The 15,971-nt window shown below is 41.7% G+C and carries 13 protein-coding genes and 1 riboswitch; of the genes, 1 reads left to right on the top strand and 12 read right to left on the bottom strand.

All coding sequences use genetic code 11. The features are described 5' to 3' along the window. Nucleotides 1-41: 41 nt before the first annotated feature. The 10 genes from BK139_RS01765 to BK139_RS01720 form a co-directional block, all read right to left on the bottom strand. Complete coding sequence (locus BK139_RS01765) at nucleotides 42-2,426, bottom strand: Ig-like domain-containing protein (RefSeq protein ID WP_076256191.1); 2,385 nt, start codon at nucleotides 2,424-2,426, stop codon at nucleotides 42-44. Between the two features lie 151 nt (nucleotides 2,427-2,577). Further along, nucleotides 2,578-4,455 carry a selenocysteine-specific translation elongation factor gene (gene selB / locus BK139_RS01760; RefSeq protein WP_076256189.1) on the bottom strand — a complete coding sequence of 626 codons (1,878 nt, stop codon included), beginning with the start codon at nucleotides 4,453-4,455 and terminating at the stop codon, nucleotides 2,578-2,580. A gap of 75 nt (nucleotides 4,456-4,530) precedes the next feature. Continuing rightward, nucleotides 4,531-5,334 (bottom strand): type II pantothenate kinase, encoded by an 804-nt coding sequence (coaW, locus tag BK139_RS01755; RefSeq protein ID WP_076256187.1) that lies wholly within the window; start codon nucleotides 5,332-5,334, stop codon nucleotides 4,531-4,533. Then, nucleotides 5,331-6,062 (bottom strand): YwaF family protein, encoded by a 732-nt coding sequence (locus tag BK139_RS01750; protein ID WP_076256185.1) that lies wholly within the window; start codon nucleotides 6,060-6,062, stop codon nucleotides 5,331-5,333. Before BK139_RS01750 ends, coaW begins: the two co-directional genes overlap by 4 nt. A gap of 65 nt (nucleotides 6,063-6,127) precedes the next feature. Next, nucleotides 6,128-6,502 (bottom strand): SET domain-containing protein, encoded by a 375-nt coding sequence (locus tag BK139_RS01745; RefSeq protein WP_035330469.1) that lies wholly within the window; start codon nucleotides 6,500-6,502, stop codon nucleotides 6,128-6,130. Between the two features lie 37 nt (nucleotides 6,503-6,539). Continuing rightward, on the bottom strand, nucleotides 6,540-7,217 hold the full coding sequence (locus tag BK139_RS01740; RefSeq protein WP_076256183.1) for a Dph6-related ATP pyrophosphatase: 678 nt from the start codon (nucleotides 7,215-7,217) through the stop codon (nucleotides 6,540-6,542). Nucleotides 7,218-7,282: 65 nt separating this feature from the next. Further along, on the bottom strand, nucleotides 7,283-10,417 hold the full coding sequence (locus BK139_RS01735) for an AAA family ATPase (RefSeq protein ID WP_076256181.1): 3,135 nt from the start codon (nucleotides 10,415-10,417) through the stop codon (nucleotides 7,283-7,285). After that, on the bottom strand, nucleotides 10,414-11,559 hold the full coding sequence (locus BK139_RS01730; RefSeq protein ID WP_076256179.1) for an exonuclease SbcCD subunit D: 1,146 nt from the start codon (nucleotides 11,557-11,559) through the stop codon (nucleotides 10,414-10,416). The genes BK139_RS01735 and BK139_RS01730 overlap by 4 nt, the downstream gene beginning before the upstream one ends. Before the next feature lie 176 nt (nucleotides 11,560-11,735). Beyond that, nucleotides 11,736-13,019, bottom strand: a complete 1,284-nt coding sequence (locus BK139_RS01725) for a Na+/H+ antiporter NhaC family protein (protein WP_076256177.1) — start codon at nucleotides 13,017-13,019, stop codon at nucleotides 11,736-11,738. Between the two features lie 86 nt (nucleotides 13,020-13,105). Then, a riboswitch (SAM riboswitch) is annotated at nucleotides 13,106-13,210 on the bottom strand. 180 nt (nucleotides 13,211-13,390) lie between these two features. Then, nucleotides 13,391-13,591: a cold-shock protein gene (locus tag BK139_RS01720; RefSeq protein ID WP_009334826.1), complete on the bottom strand. Its 201-nt coding sequence runs from the start codon at nucleotides 13,589-13,591 to the stop codon at nucleotides 13,391-13,393. 340 nt (nucleotides 13,592-13,931) lie between these two features. Here BK139_RS01720 and BK139_RS01715 point away from each other — a divergent pair, with 340 nt between their 5' ends. Beyond that, nucleotides 13,932-14,210 carry a phage holin family protein gene (locus tag BK139_RS01715; protein ID WP_319003799.1) on the top strand — a complete coding sequence of 93 codons (279 nt, stop codon included), beginning with the start codon at nucleotides 13,932-13,934 and terminating at the stop codon, nucleotides 14,208-14,210. A 50-nt stretch (nucleotides 14,211-14,260) separates the two neighbouring features. On the opposite strand, the gene BK139_RS01710 is transcribed toward BK139_RS01715, so the two are convergent. Next, complete coding sequence (locus BK139_RS01710) at nucleotides 14,261-14,587, bottom strand: hypothetical protein (RefSeq protein WP_076256174.1); 327 nt, start codon at nucleotides 14,585-14,587, stop codon at nucleotides 14,261-14,263. 127 nt (nucleotides 14,588-14,714) lie between these two features. Then, nucleotides 14,715-15,470, bottom strand: a complete 756-nt coding sequence (locus BK139_RS01705; RefSeq protein ID WP_076256172.1) for an SDR family oxidoreductase — start codon at nucleotides 15,468-15,470, stop codon at nucleotides 14,715-14,717. Between the last annotated feature and the right edge of the window lie 501 nt (nucleotides 15,471-15,971).

Raw genomic sequence — 15,971 nt, 5'->3', positions numbered from 1 at the left:
GTAAAAGGCCAGCTCTCAGGCTGACCTTTTAAACATCATATTTACTCGCAGTCTGCTATAAAAGATTGAGGAGATGCCTGCGCACGCCACGGCACAATGGTTTCAAACCGCGTCGCTGTTCCGTCTGTTGCAAGAATTTGCCATTCAGCCACTTTAGTGACCGGATCAAGGGTCACCGTTATGGTAACTTCAAAGTCTCTGAACGGACCATTATTTACTCTTCCGAGCATGTCACCTACTACTGTAGCTGATCTGCCATCATTGCTGCAGGAAATAAAACGCCTTCTTCCTTGAGAAAATTGATAATTATCACCGTTTAAAGCGTTAAATGTAAAGTTAAAACTATCGTTGGCAGGATTGCATCCTCCACTTTGACTTGATCCGCATTGAGACACATTAATATTCATTTGTCCTATCAAATCGGACGGCACACCAAAACGGGTAACCCGAATCCTAGCACCTGGCTGGGCACCGCCTTGAGTATTAAGATTAAATTTACAAGGGCACTCGGAAGGAGGACAATTCACATTAATGATTCGTGATACCGACTGGAACTCCTGGCCGGCTACTTCCGCTCGTGCTCTGATTGTTCTTGTGCCTGTTGCCCCTTGTGCCGGAAGGATACGGGAACTGAAGCTGCCATCCGGTCCGGTGATTGCTGGATTCTCAATAAAGAATACATCCTGAGCACCAGAGATAATATCGATAAATACTGCAAAGTTTGGAAGACCTTCTCCTTCACAAGATAAGCGGCCTGTAAGCAGTGCGCCGTCACATCCTATTACACCTCCCGGGACATTCAACGTTAAGAGAGGATTCTCACACGCAATACATCCTGCTCTGACCCTATTGGTATTTGATATAATATCTCCATTAACTTCAGCTGTAGCAGTGTATTCCAATCCATCTGTCTGTGAAGTCGGGAAACGCACTCTTACTATGCTTGAGAAAACTCCGTTTGCATCTGTTTCAGGATTCTCATCATCAAATATTAAAGGACTGCCTGCCGGTGTAGATAAAGTGACTGTAATGCCAGGCTGTGGCTCATTTTGTCCGCAGAGAACCCTGCCTGTGATTAATGCTTCACAGCTGATCGGACCCGGGTTATCAAGCTGTATCCGGCAGCCTGGACAATCAACTGTTACAACTTGAGCTGGAGATTCAATGGGGATTCCTCCAACCGTGGTAAAGGCTGTAACAGTCACATTGCCTACTGCTCCAAAACCAGGTGTTATTCGTGTAGAATAGAATCCTTCCGCATCTGTTACATCTGGTAAAACAAATACAGGGCCTGCAGACGATTCCACCCTAAAGGATACGGTCACATTCTCAATACCTTCTCCATCACAAGTGACTCTTCCAGTTATAGGGGCTCCATTACAAGTGACTGTACCTGCAGGTGTGAGTATGGTCAATAAAGGATTTCTGCATTCCAGACACCCAGCCCTCGTAAACTCTGTATCCTCAACAAATCTGCCATTCACAATTGCAGATGCATTAATTTCTACATCCTGTATCTCTGTACCTACTCGAATGGTTACAGGCGTTTCAAAGATGCCATCCACACCTGTTCTGGGATTGTCATCAGCGAACCGCAGTATAGAAGATCCTCTTAAATTAACGATCGTGTTGGGAACAGATAAACCATTACAAGTAACGCGCCCTCTTATTAGCCCGGAACAGCTGATTTGGCCAGGATTAAAGAGATCAATAGCAGGATTAACACAGGTATGGCAATTCAGTTCAACCGATTGAGGATCTGTTTCAACTGTCGTTCCTCCAATTGCAGCTCTTGCGCTAATGGTTACCGTTTCGGTTATTCCAAAAACCGGTGCAAAATCAATCGAGTACTCACCATTGGCATTTGTTGTTGTAGGATTTTCCTCGAGAATAATACTTCTCGGATCTGATACAAAAAAAGAAACCGACGCATTCGGAACAGGCACGTTATCGCACGTAACCACTCCTGTTAATTGCCCGCCGGAACAGCCAACAACCCCCTGAGGAGTAATAAGTGTTATCCGAGGATTTCTGCATGCAATACAGCCGGCACTGGTGGTTATTGAATCTGATACTTCAATTCCAATAACAGTTGCTGAAGCGGATATTATTACACCTTGCTGTATTGGAGTATTTCTTGCTACGGTGGCGATGGTTGTAAATCTTCCTCTGTTATCTGTTACAGGGGTATCATCCTCGAAAATTACGCCGGCAAAAGAGCTGGTAAGCTGCACAGTCACACCTGAGACCGGCACCAAATCACAAATGACTCGTCCTGTAATCGTGGCTTCACAGCTGATAGGGCCTGGATTATCAAGTATTATCGAGGGATTTGTACATAAACTCGGAGGGAATAAACCTGGACAGCCATTCGGGGGCCGCTGTATCCGGCAGACAATTTCCCCTTTTTTTCTCCTTCCTTTCAATTCGTTCACCTCAGTTATAGTTTTGTCCCTACTAATGTATGGGATTTCCCTTCAACTGAGCCGGCCTCTACCTAGCAATTAGACAATTTCTATAGATATAGTCAAAGTAAAAGAGCACCAGGATACATAATCCAAGTGCTCTTTTTATGAATTACATCCATATTCTTTTATTTTCTGTTCTCCGTGTTATTCCCAAAGAATCAAGTTTTTCAAGAAAAGGAATCATATACTTTCTGGAGAGACCCAATACTTCCTTTGCATGGCCTACTTCAAATTCAGCAGCTGTGCCATTTTTCAGTTTTTCTACTGCTGCTCTAAAATGATCACCGTGCCAATAGTTTTGTGCATCCAGCGATATGACGGTTTCCTGATCTTCTAAATATCGTTTTAGATCGCCTTTGAGGTTCTCAGGAATCCCGGCGGAAGCGTAATATTCTTCAAACGGTTTTACTTTATAGCCATCTTTTTTTAATTCAGCAAGAAGATTGTCCGTTCGTTTTTGCCAGCTTTTCGGTACATGAGGATGAAAACCTTTATTCTGCAAAAACTGTCCTTTTCGTTGAAATGCATTTTTTTCAATACCTGAATTTAAAACAAATTCAATCAGCATTTTAGGATATTTATTCTGCATTGCCTGCAGCAATTCTGCTTTATTAGCCCCTTGCCTCATTGGATTTTCCAGATGGAACTCATTCAGGCGGTCAGCTATTTCTGCCTCTATTGCCTCATGGATGGCTGCTAAAGTAAATTCCTTGCTGCTGATGCCCTGGAAATCTTCTTCTTTAAGTATTTCTTGAACCATCAATTCATCCAGTGAAGTCTTTGCTGTTATCTCTGCAAGAGAAAGGACCTTATCTTCGAACAACACGGCTTTTATGCGATCTTTCGGTGTTCCTTCTTTTTTCCTGCTTAAATCCTCAATGGTTTTTTGGCCGAACCGGTACTTTTCTCCATTGGGATCGATAACCCAGCCCCCGCCGAGGGTCTCCTGGGGACTTGGCCGTCTTAAAATGAACCGGTCGCCCCTTTTGGCAACGATTTCTTCATCTAAACGAAGCTGGCAGAGAATTTCTCCTTCTGAATTGGATAATTCATTACGATCAAAGAAGACGATTCTTCCCATTACTTCTGCCGTGCCAATATGGCATTTAATCGGCATGCGCTGTTTGATGATATGCTCTAAATCTCCAACTATTCTTACAGCAACATCAATGGTTTTTGTGACGCTGAAATGCTCAGACGATACAAGTACCTCGCCCCGCTCAATATCCTCCTTCGACACGCCTGAAAGGTTAATGGCTGCCCTTTGCCCTGCAAATGCCGCTTTTGCAGGCTGATGATGCACCTGCAGCTGGCGTGCCCTGGTCTCGATGCCATTTGGCATGATTTTCAGAAGCTGTCCTTCTTCTACTTTTCCTTCATAAACAGTGCCTCTGACTACAGTACCCTGCCCTTTCACCGTGAATACCTGATCGATTGGAAGCCGGAAGGCACCTTTTGCATCCCGTGTATCCTGTTCTTTCAGGGTATGGATAATCAACTGCTTTAACTCTTCAATTCCTTTGCCTGACAGGCTATCTGTTAAGATAACTGGAACATCTTCAAAAATAGATCCTTTCAGTTCCTCAAGAATTTCTTCTTTTACAAGATCGGTGAACTCTTCATCAACACGATCAATCTTTGTTATGGCGACAATGCCATTACGGATCCCTAGGAAATCGAGAATTTCCAAGTGCTCTCTTGTTTGGGGCATTACTCCTTCATCGGCTGCGACAGCTAGGACGACTAAGTCAATCCCGGCAACTCCGGCTATCATCTGCCTGATAAAGCGCTCATGACCAGGTACGTCCACCACTGAAATTTGGATTTCCTCATCTTCATGTAAAGGGGCGAATCCGAGTTCTATGGATATCTGCCTTTCTTTTTCTTCTTTAAGCCTATCTGTATCTACATTTGTTAATGCCTTTGTCAATGTCGTTTTTCCATGATCGATATGGCCTGCCATACCGATTGTAAAATATCTTTTCATCAAATCTGCCACCTGCTTCTAATGCGTTCTTTTTCAACTTTATACTGAAAAAAAGAATCTTTCAATCATCTGGATTTATAATGACAGCAGCGCACCCAGTGCTCCACAGTATGCGCCGTTTTGAATAAAAACAGGTTTTTTGCCAGCCATAGCGGTATACTTCTCTAAAAGGTGCTTTAATGGGGCATTATGCCGAAGCGTGCTTCCTATATATATTATATCGTCGATTTGGTTCCGAACTGCTGCCTGAGCGCTTAGGAGTACAATCGTTTCCGCAATCATGTTAGTTAAGCTGGCGGCTTTGTCATCCTTACTTATCTCAACATCCTTAATCTTCCCAAAATTACTGGCAGTCAGGCTTCCATCTATCGGCGAATCGAATGGTGAATAAATATCCTTGACTATTATATCTGCATTCTCTGCTTTCCCGCTGCCAGCCAGCGAAACGAGCCTGGTGAAATCCTTTTCACCAGTCAGTAAACAACCCAGTCCCATCAATGTGCCCCCGCCGATGCCGGTTCCGGAAACCCTTGAGATTTCACCGCCGCTGTTCAGGCAAATCGATGTCCCTGTGCCTATAATACTTAAGATGAAATTCTCATATGATAATCCATCTTGCTTGATCAAATAGGATGCACCTATACCGGAAGACTCAAATTCAGGAAAGATCAGGGCATTTTGAAAAAATTCTTTTTTAAGGTATTCAGCCTTCCCGCCTGTCAAGGCAACTTCGGCATCAGCTGCAGTCATTTTAAGCCAATTCATTGAATTATCCAGCTCATCAATCCGATAGCTCTTATAATGGATTTGTCCTTGTTCTTCAAATGCCATCTTCAGCAAAGAACCTCCGGCATCCATTCCTATTTTTGCAGGTTTCATGCAGATTCCGCCTTTCCAGCTTTATTTTTGCCAATCATTTTAAATGGAAGCAATAACAATAAAAACAGGAATACTGACGCTATCTCCAGTGTCAGTATATAGTAAGGATAAGGACCGAAGTAATCTAATAATGAAGCATTTTCCGGCTTACGGGACAGGAACATATAGTTTCCTCCTGTCAGTTTGTTAGCGAAAAATGCCGCACCAGCGCAGATATTCAAAAAGATAAAGGAATGAAGCATGCCTTTTCCTGTTGGCCTGTATTGATGCACGAACACAAAATAAAGACTTGTCCAAATGATCAGATTATGAGTAATAAAAAATTGGAAATAACGAAAATGGGGAAAGCCTAAAAACAATTCTGGAGTCAGGATAGCCATTAAAGCGCCAGTAACTCCTAAATAATAGACTAACTGGAAGACGGCACTGGATTTCGTTGCTAATAATATCAAGCAAAGAACTAAGCTTATGGAGCAGAGCTGCAGCGGCAGAGTAAAAGAGATTTCCCAATAGCCGCCAAGATAAAGCCAAAGATGGTAAAGCAGTTCCAAAGTAAAAAGAAGCATAAACATATACAGCCTGAATTTCTGATCAAGCCGGAAAAGTCCTTTTCTGAAAATAAATAAAAGTGCGGCTGCTGCTGCAAATAACACAATCATGGCAATATGAGATGCGGAAAAAACCAAAAAAGGGAAAGCATTATAATCATGAGAAAATACTCCTGACAAACTACCCTCTCCCTTCTGTGGGGAAGACTGCTCTCCGTGCAAGGAGGATTCAGTCTCCATTTATTTTATTTATTAAACCATAGGGGGTCATCATTTTCTGCTTCCCCATTATAGTTAATCAAAACTTCTTCACCTGCTTTAATATCTTTATAGGCGAAAAAATCAAATGTATGGTTGTCAAAGTTAATATCATATACTGCATTTGGCTGGTAGGAATGGTTGAAAAGCATTCCATAGCCTAATAAAAGGGCACTGTGATTTTTCCCGTATTCAAATGCATAGTCTGCCAGAGCTGTTTTTTCAATATGCTGATGTTCATTATTTGGATACGGAAGCACCGGAGCCTCATGAATCAGTTCACCCTTCTTAATATCTCGAGTAGCAAAGACTCCTCTATTATGTTCGCCATCGCTTACTGCTGATGTTTTAATTTCAATCATTTCGTTACCTGCACATTCCCGTCATTGACGTTTATTATTAATTTTCAGCGAGCCTAAACTCGCCAAATTCCAATTTCTTTGTTGTCTCAAGCTGAATCACTTCAGGAGAGTCCAGCTGAATCCTCTTAGAAAATAGAGGACCGTCATACACAAATGTATGATATTCACCTGATTCACCCATTGGACAAACAGGTTCAGCTTCGATTCTGCTTACAAATTCATGATCAAGTTCTTTGCCGAGCCACGAGTCGTCCAACACATCTTCCCTGACACGTATGACTTTGGCTTTATAGCCTGAAACCACAAAGGCACTTAAAACCTTAAGACTATCTTTCTCCTCCATCCATAGAGGATATACCGCATCCAATCCTGCTTCAGCCGCTGTTTTTTCTCCCCATTCACGGTGTCCATCCAAGTAAAGATCCCCATATGCAATGCCTGTAATCCCATATGTATCTTTTATTTTTCTTAAATCACTCACAAAACGTTCAGAGTAATCTTCAAAGGTACAATAAATAAACTCTGCAGGTATGGATAAACTTTTAGCCTGAAGCTGGATTAATTCCTTTTTTTCCCCATGCCCAAAGGTTCTGCCAATTTCCTGCGGAACCGTTGTCAGAAGACATGCAACCTCGTACCCCTGTTTTACCAGCACATCCAGAGCCAGACAGCTGTCTTTGCCGCCGCTCCATGATAAAACCACTTTCTTCCTCAACAGTCATCACCAACTTTAATAGTATGGGAAAAAGGATAGGAGGTCTATCCTTTTTCTTCTGAATCCTAATTTAAAAATTGAAACTGTGTACGGCTTCCTGACTGGCTTGCAGTAACTTCCAGACGCACATCTATCCTTTCCTTCAGCTCAGGAACATGAGAGATGATGCCTACAAGCCTTCCGCTGCTCTGAATTTCGATCAAAGCTTCTATTGCCTGATCCAATGATTCGGGATCGAGTGTCCCAAATCCTTCATCAATGAACATCGTCTCAAGAGACACGCCTCCTGCGTATTGCTGCACCACATCTGCCAGACCAAGAGCAAGTGCAAGCGCGGCTTTAAAGCTTTCCCCGCCGGATAAAGTTTTAACATGCCTTTCCTGCCCAGTGTATTGATCAAACACAAGCAATTCCAGGCCGCTTTGTGCGTTGCCCTTTGAGCGGTCTGTTTTTCGAAGCAGCATATATCTCCCGCTGGTCATCTTCGATAAGCGTCCGTTGGCTTCCCTCAGTATATCATCTAAAAATGCCGCCAGGACAAAACGTTCAAAAGTAATACGGTAAGTGTTCTGCCCTTTGGAAATTTCATATAAGTGTCCGATTACTTTATACCTTTCCTCAAGGGTCTTCATATTTTCATTTATTTCTTTGACTTTTTGCAATGTCTCTTCATTTTGCTTTTTCTTCATAAACAGATTTGTATATTGTTCCTGCAGCTGTTTCAATTGATCATCCGTTTCCTGCAATAATAGCTGCAAGCTTTCCAGGTCAGGTTTTTCAATCCCTTCTAAGAGTCCCGCCAGTTCAGCGTATCTGTCATTAATAGAACGGACTTCTTCCCGATATTCCCGAAGTTCACCTTCAAGCTGACTGATTTGTTCTTCTGATTTTTTGGCATCCCGGTATTCTCCGTAGACTTCAAAACCCTGGTCCTTCATCCGCTGTACAAAATTCCGCCTTTCTGCTGCAAGCTTTTGCTCGATTTTAACAGCCTGCTTTTGAAGTGTCTCGAGCTTTGCCTGCTCTGCCATATGAACCGACTTTGCATCTTGATAAATCTGCTGGGCAGTTTCCAGCTGCCTTTGCATAATTTCAAGTTTTTCAGCCGCTCTTTTAAAACTTGATTCGTAAGCTTGAACAGACCGCAGGTTTTCAGGAATTGTGTCCGTCATCCTCGCTAAGTTGCTTCTCTTTTCCGCATGCATAACAGCAGCGTCATTTATTTGGCTTTGCAGAAGGTCAATTTCTGCAGCCAGAGATTCTTTCATCTCCTGTGAATTTTCTAACTCTGCAGTACAGTTTTCCAGTCTTAAAGATTTCTTCTTCAGCTCTGCATCAAGTGTCAGCAAATCCTTTTTTTGATCGGCAAGTGTATTTTTCAGCACAAGCAGACTTTCAGGTTTAAAATCAGGACGGTGCTTCTGTATTTGGGCTGTTAATTCCGCTAATCCACTTTCACTGGAATTCAGTTGTGACCGAGCTTCATAAAATGCAGACTGTGCTTTCGCTTTCTCTGCTTCCATTTCAGCAGCCTGTTTTTTTGCTTCCTTCAGATCTTTTTCATCAGGAATATCTTGAGGAGAGACAGCTGGGTTTGGATGGTGGTCTGAGCCGCAGACTGGACATGCCTCTCCGTTTTGAAGCCTTTCAGCCAAGATTGATGCCTGTCCATGAAGCCATTTGCCCTCCAGTTCATCTACAAGCATTTTGGCGTCAGTGAGCCTGGACGAAGTCTGCTCGAAATAACTTTTTTTCTTGCTGAAAGCATTCTGTGATGAGAGATGCTCTTTATGAAGCTCTTCATATCTATGAAGCCGTTCTATTTCGTCTGATAGTTTCTCCAGGTTTCGTTCATTCTCAAACTGTGTGAGCCTGCTCTTTTCAATGTCCTGTTTTTCTGCAGCAAGTGTTTTTATTTGCAGATCAGCGTTTAGGAGGGCTTCATCTTTCTGTTTTTTTTGAAGCCTGAGGTTTTCAAGATTTTTTTCAAGAGAACGGACAAGCTTTTCCACTTTTGCATACGAGAGAATATCTTCTTTCATACTTTGCAGGTGATTAACCTGTTCGGCAGCTTGTTTTCTTTCTTCCTCCCGGTTCTTTTCAGACTCCCATTTTTCCAGCTTTTCTTTTAGCAGAGATTCAAGAGTGCCTATTTTTTTCTGAAGTTCCTCAATATCGGCATGTGCCGCATCCAGATCCTTCTTCAGTTCATGACAGAGCTGCTCCTGCTGACTAAGCAGGGCTGCTTTCTGGGCGAGAGCAATGGCATTCTCATTGACAGTATATTGGTCTTTCAGTTCTTCAAGCTCTTCTTTCCGTTGCTTAAGCTCTTCTTTCGTCTTCAGCTGTTTAAGCACCATTTCAGCTTCATAGAGCTTTTGCTGAAGATGATCTCTCTTTTCCTTCTTTTTCCTGCCAGCTTCTGTCAGCTCGGCAAGACCTTCTGCCATCTCCTTAATTTCCTCTGTAAGAAGCGGCATGAGCAGTGTGTCATTGACACTTCCTGCTTCGAGGTATGATTTCAGCTCCCCGCTGTAAACAGCCTGCACATGATTAAAATACTGATCTCTCAATTTAATTTGTTCTTCTACCGTTCTTTTTAATTCAGTTGCATCTTCTTTAAGTTTTTCTTCGATGCGCTTGTATATTTGAGTATGAAATAACCGCTGCAGAATGATTTCCTTATCCTTACTTTCAGAAGTCAGGAGCTTTCGGAACTCTCCCTGGGGAATCATCAGAATTTGCCTGAACTGATTGCTGTCAATGATCATAATTTCTTTTATCTTTTCATCAACATCCCTGACATTTGAAGCCAGGAGCTTTTGCTCTCCATTTTCATCATATATATACAGTTCTGCTTTTGCACTCACTGTTGTTGTCCCATCGCCCCGCTCTTTTTTCTTTTCCTGCTGAGGAGATCTTATAATATGATACCTTTTATTTCTTAAAATGAATTCGAGAGAAACCTCGGTTAGTGTATTATTTTTGGCAAACTGGCTCCGAAGTTCGGGGCCATTCCGATCCTCTCCGCTTGCCTTTCCATAAATGGCATAGCTGATGCCGTCAAAAATTGTGGTTTTGCCTGAACCCGTCTTTCCGGAGATGACAAACATGGTTCGATTTCCAAGTTCGGTAAAATCGATGTTTTCACTGTCTGCATAGGGGCCGAACGCCTGCATCGTTAATTTTAATGGCTTCATTTCAGAGCCTCCTCCCTAAGCACTTTTTCGATCACATCAGTCATTACCTGCTGTTTATCTTCTGTAAACTCAGAAGTGGTCATTTGTTCATAGAATTGTTTAAACAGATCAAGCTCCGACTTTTTCTCTTCCTTCATCGATAGGAAGGAGCTTTTTTTCTTCATATCTGTAACGGCTATTCTTCTTTCCAGGTGAAGAACATTGGGGTAGACCTGTCTCAGCTTATTAATTGGATCAAGCAATGCGCCTTCATCAAAAAGGGTGATTTTCAGATAGTCATCAAGATTCTGTTTTTCATAGAAGGCTGGATCCATCAATTGATCTAAATGCCCTTCGATTTCTCTCAAGTCTTTTTTGGGCTTCAGTGAACGGGTTCGTAAATCAAATTCGCCATTTTCCTTCATTTCTATAATAGAGATCGATTTTTCCTGTTTGGCCTCTGAAAAAGAATATTTTAATAGGGAGCCAGAATATCGAATCTTGTCATGCTTTATGGCATCAGGACTATGCAAATGCCCGAGTGCTGTATAAGAGAATGGATCAAAGCAGCTTGAATGGACACAGCCTGACCCGCCGACTGAAAGGGTCCTCTCCGAATCACTGGTAGAACCGCCCAGGACAAAAGCATGTCCGACAAGAACGTTCGGCTCATTTGGATTCAGGTGCTTTTCAATTCTGCTCACAATTGCCTTCATTGCATCATCATGTGAGTGTACACGGTCATCATCAAGCAAATGCCTGACCATTCCTGGTTCAGCATACGGAACCAGATAAAAGTTCACACCATTAATATGTATGGGCTTAAAATCATTTGCCAGTTTTCCAGACAAGTAGAACTTGCTTTGTTTGTACCAGGAGCTTCCAAATGACAGCCTTTCTGCACTATCATGGTTTCCTCCGATGGCAACCACAGGTGTATTAAGCTCTACATTTATTTTAAAAAGAATTTCATTCAGCAATTCTACAGCATCAGTAGGAGGTACGGACCGGTCATATAAGTCTCCTGCAATGACGACTGCATCCGGCTTTTCTTCTTCTACCACATCAATAAATTGATTCAAAAAATGGCGCTGATCTTCGGTCATATATACACCATGGACCAGCTTGCCCAAATGCCAATCAGCTGTATGGATAAATTTCATATCTTACACCCTCTTTTCCTTGCCACAGATTCTTTCTGCAATATTACCATTATACCAAATCAAAAAACGGCAGAGGCTCAGCAATATTTTACAGAACATTCGTTCTAATTATATCATCAATTATTTTTAAAACACAGCATTGTTCAAAGAAAAAAGAGCCCAGCAGGCTCTCTCATTTATTGCTTTTTTAACTTAGGAAAGTTGATCAGAATGGCAATAATACCGCAAATGCCAATTAATATTGGATAAATGGAATATGCCATGATGCTCACCGGCGAAATGGCAGCGAGCCCCGAAGCAGCTAGCATCTGTGCTCCATATGGGATAGTCCCTTGTACAAAGCAGGCAAATATATCAAGTATACTTGCTGATTTACGCGGGTCAATCTCATATTGATCTGCAATTTTTTTAGCAAGCGGCCCTGCAATAATAATGGCAATAGTATTATTGGCTGTAGATAGATTTGTCAGAGAGACAAGTGACGCAATACCAAATTCAGCTCCCCTGCGGGATTTTATTTTGCTGGTAGCCATGTGAAGCAAGTAATCTATTCCTCCATTAACCCGGATGATCTCCACCAATCCGCCAATGAGGATGGCAATAATCGCAAGGGTCTGCATACCGGCCATTCCCTCAGCAATCATCTGCAGGAATGAAACAAACGTATAGCTGCCGTCAGCAATTCCAATCAGGCCTGAAAGAAGGATTCCCCCGCTTAGCACAAGAATAACATTCATGCCAAACAAAGCTGCAGCCAATACGCCAAGATAAGGGACTACTTTTAAGAAGCTGAAATCTCCGCTAGTCACGACGCTTTCCTGACCTGCTGTTAAAATCGCAAGAGTCACAGCAGTAAGAACGGCAGCAGGCAGTACGATTAAAAAATTCACACGGAATTTGTCGGTCATTCTCGTTCCCTGAGTCCTGACCGCTGCAATCGTTGTATCAGAAATGACAGAAAGATTATCGCCAAACATTGCACCGCCAATTATTGCTGCCATGGCTAATGCTACTGAAATATCTGTCTCTGCTGAAATGGCTACACCAATTGGAGCAAGAGCGACAACTGTCCCCATGGATGTTCCCATCGATAATGAAATAAAGCATGCAATGATAAAAATTCCGACCATTAGCAGATTCGGCGGGATAAAAGAGAGTGCAAGGTTCACAGTCGAATCAACCGCCCCCATTCCTTTAGCCGTACCAGAAAAAGCCCCTGCCAGGATAAAAATGATGGCCATTAATATAATATCAGGATGTCCGGCCCCTTTTGTGAATATCTCTACTTTTTCCATGAATGGCTTTTTTCTGTTCATTGCCAGCGCAATTCCGGCTGCTGCGGATACAATGACAATAATTGGTATGCTGTTAAAATCACCCGTTGCTATGCCGCTGCCAATAAAAATAAGCAGGAAAGCGGCTAGTGGCAATAAAGCCCATGGATTGCCCCTGTTTTTCATTGAATTCTCCTTTATAAATGGATTTTCCAAGCAAAATAAAAAGACCCCTTCAAGCAAGAAGAGATCTTGATCTATCAATCGTTCTCTTCTTATCTGCCAAGCATCTGTGCTTGCTGGATTTGGCACAGCGCTCTGCAGAGCCCGCTGCCGAGACATCTTCGGGCCAGCCCCTCCGTCTCTCTTGATAAGTGAATAGTATTAAATTATTCTAAAATAACTCACGTTTGAACATTATACAGGAAACTCGCCAAACTTCAAGTTTTTTTTATACTGTATTGATGGTTGAATTATGAAATTTTCCAATAAGTTATTTCTGTAAAAAATAAACAGCCTGACCTAATGGCCAGGCTGTTTTTGTATGGGTGTGTCGATTATAGTTTAGTTACGTTAGCTGCTTGAGGTCCGCGTGCACCTTCAACAACTTCGAAAGAAACTTCTTGGCCTTCTTCTAAAGATTTGAAACCTTCAGATTGGATAGCAGAGTAATGTACAAATACGTCGTTTCCGTCTTCACCTTCGATGAATCCGAAACCTTTTTCAGCATTGAACCATTTTACTTTACCGTTTTTCATGAAAAAAATCCTCCTATTGGCTAGAAAAAGCCATGTGTAAATTCACCATATACACGCTTATTACTTTACGTTCATTACTCATCCAGACCATTGCCTAACGGTTGAAAAAGCAGCTAGCAAAATATAACACGATGCATAACGGCTGATTCAAATTTAGCACTTATAGGAATGAATGTCAACTATTCTGCGCGTCTTTGACAGCATTTTATCAAACTATTCCGTCTTTTTTGAACATAATAATTCCCAAGCTTATTAATAAAATCTCTTCTATTTTATAGACAAGCAGACAAACAACTTATAAGGGGATTTCATAAACTATATTAAAAACATTAGCCAGGGGGTGAGTGGATTGAACTTACTGGATTTTTTAAATCAGAATTATTACATGCTGGTCCCGGCTTTGTGGGTAATTGGGTATGCATTGAAACAGACACCCAAAGTTCCCGATTGGTCCATCGTATGGATTCTTGTAATGATTTCGGTTTCTGCAGGCAGTCTTGCATTTGGCTTTTCTTTTGAAGGGCTCCTTAATGGAATCGTTGCAGCAGGCGTGGCGGTGCTTGGACATCAAATGATGAAACAGACTATAGAAGGAGCATACAGCAATAAAAAGAAATAAGTAATATCAAAAAAGTTCATCCAATTGGGATGAACTTTTTATATAATCTATTATTTTAAGCCGGCCAGGACTTTTTCTATATCTTCGTTAGTCATTTCCTGTGCTTTTCCAAAACTGTATACATGATTCGACGCCCAGTAATCATAGAGCCTGGCAAGATCATTTCGGTCATATACTTTATTTGCAAACGTGCTGAAAAAATAAACGATTAGAACATTAACGACATTTGGCGGCAGCTGTTTTCTGTTTGCAAGCGTGCCCAAAGCGATTTTTTCCAATCCTCTAATGTTGCCGCCTGTTAAATACTTAACCATATCAAACGGGGAAGCAGTTTCACACTTTTGCACAAAATCAGGGTTATTTAATAAATTTAACATTGTTCTCTCCCCTCTATAACTTCTATTTATACACATTGGAGGAGATCAATAAACCCTTTTGGGTATTTTGTATCGAAAATGATATAAATAGCTATAATTTGTTAAGTAAATTTCACTTGCTTTCGTGTTAGCCGCGTATGAACCTTCCCTCAGAATGTATCACCTGTCCTGTTATCCACTTTGAATCTTCACCTGCCAGGAATGCTGCCAGATTAGCTGCATCTTCGGGCTGGCCGATTCTGCCCGCTGGAAACTTAGGCAAAAGGTGATTTCTTATCTCCTCATTCATCCATGATGAGTCAGTGGGTCCAGGGTTAATTGCATTTACTGTTATACCTAAATGGGCAATTTCTGTTGAAAGCGACCTGGTAAAAGCTGTTATGGCAGCTTTGGTAGAAGCATAAGCCAATTCGCCGGGCATTGGGCCAATCTCTTGGCCGGAAGTCATATTAATGATTCGGCCGTATGGCAAATTCCATTCTTGAAATCTTTTGGCGAATTCTGTGCAAAGAAGAAATACGGCTCTCATATTAACAGCATAGTGCGCATCCAGTGTTTTAGAATTAAACTCCAGATATCCATCTCTTGTTGAATGAGCTGCATTATTAACAAGTATCATCGGATTTCCAACTGTCAAGGCAGCAGATTCCAGCATCTTTTCTGCTGATTGAACATCCGATAAGTCAATTTCGAGACCTTTGCAAAGGACGCCAGTTTCCGATATTTCCTTGGTGAATACTTTTCCCCAAAGGGGCTCCGAATCCCAATAAGTAAAAAAAATATTAAAATTCTGGCTGGCTAATTTTCGGCAAATAGCTGCACCGATACCCTGATGGCTGCTGACACCTGTCACTATTGCAGTTTTATTCTGCTTTTCGATCATTCAGCGTTCCCTCCATTTAGGGCATGCCGGAACTGGCATGGAGATTAAATTCCAATAAAAATGCAGATACACAACAAGGTATCTGCGAATTTATGGTTTAAAATTCCACAGCAGACATTCCTTGTTCAATCATTTTATAAATAGACAAACCTCTCCCCAAAATAGCAGGCAGACGTTTATAAAATTAAAATGATTCAAGTTATGCCACATTTAGAATTTCAATTCCCCTTCCGTATATCTCCTAATTTGAGCATATCTGCAAGACTAGGAAAAAGCAACATAATTTTTCAATTGCTCTGTTATTTATGTCATTTTGTTTCCCTGTGCGTGGTATTTGGTTTTCTCTCCATCTCTGGAAGTGCCCGTGAGTATGGAAAGCATCTAATAAATCGTAATTGTTTCGATTTAAATCACATTAAAATTTTCATGCGTTTGCAAGGATAAACTTTATATCCTTTTATCCTCCAATTCTCCTATCCTTTCAAAATGCTCATAATCCCA

Origin of the sequence: Paenibacillus sp. FSL R5-0490, from assembly GCF_001956215.1 — a bacterium.
Taxonomy (GTDB): Bacteria; Bacillota; Bacilli; order Bacillales; family Cytobacillaceae; genus Cytobacillus.
The sequence above is the reverse complement of the archived record's forward strand: the minus strand, read 5'-3'. Positions and strand labels throughout refer to the sequence as shown.